The organism is Deltaproteobacteria bacterium (assembly GCA_019310525.1).
Lineage (GTDB): Bacteria > Desulfobacterota > DSM-4660 > Desulfatiglandales > HGW-15 > JAFDEE01.
In genome coordinates this window covers 1-5,646 of the sequence record JAFDEE010000130.1, presented here as the reverse complement: position 1 = coordinate 5,646, position 5,646 = coordinate 1, and the positions used below count along the sequence as shown (strand labels likewise).

Here is a 5,646-nt window from a genome sequence, read left to right as displayed (position 1 = left end):
CAACAACATGACCAGCTCGGTGCTCATCGCGATCATTCTCACCATTATCGTGGTCTTCCTGTTCATGGCCCACTTACGCCAGGCGGCCATAATCGCCATTTCCATCCCTGTGTCCTTCCTTCTGACTTTCATGTTGATGTGGGCTTTTGAGATCGATCTCAACATGATCACTATGTCCGCCATCATTCTTTCAATCGGGCTGCTGGTGGACGATGGCATCGTGGTGATAGAAAACATCCATCGCCACCTCATGCTGCCGGGCAACACACCCTTCAAAGCAGCCGTTGAGGGGACCGAAGAGATTTTCCTGGCGGATCTAGCCGGCACGGTTACAACCATATCGGTGCTGGTTCCACTGATATTCCTGGGGGGCTTTGTGGGCAAGATGTTTACTCCCCTGGCCTGGACCCTGTCTTTTGCTCTGGCATCTTCATTCCTCGTTTCCGTGACTCTGATCCCCCTCCTGGGAGCGCTGTGGCTGCGGCCGCAAGATGACAAGAAAAACCTGCTGACCCTTTTGGTGTCCCCATTCACTGTTTTCATGGAGGCATTGAAAGAAGGGTATCTGTCTATCTTGCGATGGGCATTGCGTCACCCTTGGCTGACGCTGGGTGGGGCGCTTATGGTGCTCGTGTTGAGCGTACGCATCATGGTTTTCCTGGGTAGTGAGATGCTGCCCCGATTCGATTCCGGAACCTTTCAAATCGGCCTTGATGGAATCCCTGGAACTCCGCTGGAGAAAAACCTGCCTCTCGTGAAGGCGGTTGAGAAGAAGCTTCTCAGCGAGCCGGAAGTAGTGGGGGTCAGCACCCAGATCGGCTTCGAACCGGGGGCCCATTATCTCGGCGGCCGTGGGGCCATGGACGTCCACCAGGCCCAGATCACCGTCAACCTAACTCCCCGCACCGAGCGCACGGTTACACTTTGGGAAGTCATGGGGCGCCTCAGGTCGTTCATGCAGGACCTTCCCGGGGTTACCTTGGGCACGACAAAGGAAAAAGGGGGAACCGCCCGGGCAACCACCGCCGCCCCCATCGACGTACGCTTGAGCGGCCCTGATCCGGAGGTGCTGGATCATCTTGGCAGTGAGGTGCTGGAACGCATCCGCACGGTTCCCGGGCTACGCGATGTCTACAAGAACTGGGCACTCAACACCCCGGAAACCAGGGTAATAATTGATCACGAACGTGCAGTCGAGCTGGGGCTCACTGGTAAGGCGATAGCGAAACTGGTCTATCAGGCGATGGAGGGATGGAAGGTCACAAATTACCGCCAACTTCGCTATCGCGATCTGGACGTCTACCTTCGGTACGCGCCCGCGGACCGGCAAAACATCGACGATCTGGCCGACGTGGTGCTCCAGGGCCCCGACGGCCGCCGCGTACCTCTGAGGGAAGTGGCCAACCCGGAGCAACACTTAGGGCCTAGTATCGTCACCCGTGAAGACTATCAGCAGACTTTGGATGTATTGGGATACCATTACGGCCGCCCTCTCTCTGAAACTGTCGCTGATGTCAAGAGGTTACTTTCAGACTTGAAGCTTCCGGACGGCTACCATCTCGACATCACCGGAGAACAGCGCGATTTCCAGGAGGCCCGCACGCGCATGGTGCGGGCCCTGGCCCTGGGAATCCTGGCTGTCTACCTGGTATTGGTGGCGCAGTTTCGTTCCTTCAAGCATCCATTCACTATCATGGCGGCCGTTCCCTTGCAGTTCGTCGGAGTAGCGGCGGGATTGCTGGTGGCCGGAAAGTATCTTTCCATGCCGGCGATGCTGGGAATCATCCTGCTCACCGGCACGGTGGTGAACAACAGTATTGTCCTTATTGATTACATCCTGCGGCGCCGACAGGAAGGAATGGAGCTCGCTGCGGCGATTATGGAATCGGTCTCGGTCCGGTACCGCCCTATAATGATGACGGCGCTCTCCGATGTGGCCGGGATGCTGCCCTTGGCCCTGGAGATGGCGGTGGGGTCTGAACGCTTTTCGCCGTTGGCTACAGCAGTTATCGGCGGCGTGCTGGCTGCCACTCTCCTCACTTTAGTGGTGATACCGGTGATTTTCATGCTTCTTGCCCGAAGGTCTCAAACGTAACGCGTCATTGATCCGAAATAAACCGCAACGAAGAAAAATATAAAGTGGCGAGTCGGTTATGCTGCCCTGTTAATGTGTTGGCATGAAAAGTCCCCACCAGCAATCCTTTTCGCACCCGTTACAGCCGGAATGTCCGGTTTACCGATATATCGCATCATCTATGGTGACGCGGAAAAATTCGCCTTCCTGCTCAAAGCCATCGGTACCGAAGTGCCATCCCACGCGCATGCGAGTCGGTATGGTGTAACCAGCGAAGGTGTCCTCCTCCTCCACGAAACCACCACATCGCACATAATGGAATGCATCCCCTTCCGGGTTGCCCCAGCGCGGCATGCTGACAGTCTCAATCTGACCGTCTGCATTGACCGTGAAATCGATTTCGGCACTCTCTCCGTGAGCTGCGAACCTGGCATGAAGGCGTTTGCCGGCAGCAGTCCACGACACTCCCTCCCCACAGAGCACGGACGGCAGCCATACAGACTCTATATTCATGCGCCCCGCCGTCGAGCGGCTTATGTCGGGACCCGCGGCATTGACAATAGGCAGGATGCCGAAAAGCTTCCAGCGCATGGTACCCTGACCGTCGAGAAAAAAGTCACCCCCGCGAATGGGCATTCCGAACATGCGGACCGTAGCTCGCCAGATCATGCCGCGGTTCCACAGGATGACCTGTTCCGCCGTAAACGGGTGCCACCCCTTGAGCCTGATCTCCCCGTGCATGCGCAACCGGACGGCGGAAGCAAGAGGGGTTCCGGCCGCGATGGCGTGCCCGAGATAGCTGCGGGCTCCCTCCGGAAGCCCTGAAACCAGAGCGGGATCGAAGTCGCGCGCACCGGGTCGTGCTGAACTCCAAAGACCATCCAAAGACAACGGCTCTTTCATGGCTTTCCCCGAAGATGTTCACAAACGCTCTGCATATCAATCATTCGTGCCCCGGTGCATCCGCGTTCCGCTGCGGAGAATGTTTTTCTCCACATTTTGTGCCCTGCTTCGCAGTGGCATCCATTCGGGACTTGCATGCGGCTCGCGTTCCGTTTGCTTTACAAGCCGTAATCCTCAAACAGCGAATGGACCTGTCTGCGTGCGGCGCGCCCGCACAGGCAGGCGCGGGTTCGACTCCCGCTGCCATATCAAATGCGGTGTTGTCATGACTCAAGTTTTCAGACTGCGGGCAGGTTACTCATTGCTCAATTGCTTTCGTTAATTCCATGGTCCTACCAACCCGGTTTTCGAAAAACAGATCCCAGATATCCAAGCATCGGTCGGCAATCTTGCTGTTTTGTACCCCTTCTTGGGCTTGCTCATAAAGCCGCAGTAAAATGGATGACATTTCCGAGGCCATATGGGGATAACGTGAACCAATATCACGGGTTTTTTCTTGCAGGGTCGTGGAAAACACCTTGCAGACAGCAAAGATTGCATCTGCGACAGAAATGAGGCTTCCGGCAAGATCTTTCAAAGACCAGACGAAATAGTAAGGATCATCGGCAAATGCCTGTGACTTGATATAGTCTTTTACAAATGCCGCATATTCCGGATCGGTGATTAGATCCTTATTTCTGAACATGCCGCGCAACTCGCCCCGGACCTCTTTTTCCGGATCGTTCATGAATTGAAGCAAGAGATCCTGGCACTGCCGGGAATATTTTTTGTCATGCAGCAATTGTGCGGCTACACTGGTTACGCCCTTTCGTTGCGGCAGCGTTCCCTGTCGGCACATGGAAAACTCTTTTTCAAAAAAGCCGTGAAACAGCCACCGGGCTGTGACCTGCTCCGCCCCTTCCTTGGCCACGTCCTCAAAGGAAGAAAAGGCCATCTGTTGAATAATCGGCCCGATCTTATCGATATGGCTTGAAACGGTATAATTAAAAAAATTCAGAGCCCTTGGTGAAGCAGCCACCCGCAAATCATCTTTACAGGCCTCGCAAAACCAATGGACAGCCAAATCTCTGTCAATATTCAGGACAGGCTCAATGGCCTCTATGGCCGCCATTCGTACCGCTGGGTGAGGATCACTGACAAGGGCCTCGATACCAGTTCTAACCTGCTCCAGCCGTTCTTTACGTTCCCAAAGCAGTTGCCCGATTGCGCCGGCAGCCACACCACGAACGCAGTTGATGGTATTCTGAAAAAGTACCTCAACCGAGACCTCGTCACAGTTCTTGTCACAATGGATATTCAATTTGCCTGTCTCCAGGTCCGGATGATTCCGGGCGTAATGAACCAGCCTCGCAATTGTTTTGTCCGACCAGTTTTCATCGGCTTTTTCCGCGATAAGCCAGCAAAATGATATGGCGGTTTCCCGGTCGTCACCAGCCTTATATTTTTCCAGCACGGCCTCAATCGTCTCAACTCGTGCAGGCCGCCAGGAGTCTTTTTCAGATTCAGGCACTTCTGTACCTGGCTGCTTTTTTCTAAAACCATCCAGGACGGCTGAGACATAAGCCGGATGAACGTTATCCGGAAACCTGAGGGCCAGTTGTCCAAAACGTTCAGGGTACCGTTTGGTGATCCGGGCAAGACTGCTGACAAATTGACGAATGGATGTTGCCAGCACATGATCAGAATCAACTTGAATCCAGTTGTAGTTATGAGACTCGGCGACTTTTTCACTGGTGACTATCTTGAGCCAGGCCCGGTCACTGATTTTTTCAAGATTCGGGTCTAGCTTGGAGCCCACCTCGCCACCTGAAACTCTGCCGCCTCTGAGAAATCGCTCTTTGGGGTAGTTTTCAAATTTGCGCTCCAACACGCCGATCAATGCGGCAGTACCCGGCTGTATTCTTTCGGCGTCAAGCGCAGGCAGCAGAAAATACTGGGTCTTGCCCCAGTAATGACCGAAATAGCCATCCCGCCAGCCCCTCAGGTAATGTTTGGCATCCCGCCTTTCTTCCGGGGCATGGTAATCAATGATTGCATCTTCAAGACGCCTGAACAATTTTTCGGAGCAATGCGGAGACAGGGCCTTGATGAGCCGAACTGCCGGCATCCACTCCGGCTCACGATAGCCGGAACCGAGCCGGAACCGGGCAGGATCATCCAGCAGCCAGGAGATGCCTGCATCCGCATGGTCGGCGGGCAGATGGGCATAGGCTGCAATGATGATTTCTTGGACCACGGGAGAGATGCTTTTTCCCAGGGGAATAACCCGCGCTATCAGTTCATCGGGTTGTTCTGCCGCTAGAACCTGGCCTGCGAGGATGAGCAGTTCGACCGCTCCACGGGCGATATCGGTTTCGTGGCGGGAAAACCATGCGTCCCTCCACTTCTGCAGCCTTGGGTCGTAATCATCGGCCTGAATGCCGGTCAACCTTTCCACATGGGGCATCAGAAGGTCCCAGGTCTGGGCCGGATATTTTTTCACAGCGCCGTGCAACGCCTCCAGATCCTGATCGTACCATCTCTCCAACCGGCCTTTTCTGCCTCCTGATGTCTCTTTATTTCTTCGTAACTGAACTTGCGCCAGCGGCCTTCGGGATTCTTTTCCGGGTGCCAGGTTTCCTTGCGCTCATGCCGGTTTGCCGGATTGTATAATTCGATAAATTCCTGCA

At 54.8% G+C, this 5,646-nt stretch carries 3 protein-coding genes; 1 reads left to right on the top strand and 2 read right to left on the bottom strand.

The annotated features are described in order from the left end of the window. Positions 1–2,095: efflux RND transporter permease subunit (locus tag JRF57_15870; protein MBW2305175.1), on the top strand; the 2,095-nt coding region annotated here is incomplete at its 5' end. 138 nt (positions 2,096–2,233) lie between these two features. Here the strand turns inward: JRF57_15870 and JRF57_15865 are convergent. Together JRF57_15865 and JRF57_15860 are read right to left on the bottom strand one after the other, a co-directional pair. Then, entirely contained in the window at positions 2,234–2,977 is a 744-nt protein-coding gene (locus JRF57_15865; GenBank protein MBW2305174.1) for a hypothetical protein, read from the bottom strand. Between the two features lie 298 nt (positions 2,978–3,275). Further along, positions 3,276–5,423, bottom strand: coding sequence for a hypothetical protein (locus JRF57_15860; GenBank protein ID MBW2305173.1), 2,148 nt, complete (start codon positions 5,421–5,423; stop codon positions 3,276–3,278). Positions 5,424–5,646: the final 223 nt, after the last annotated feature.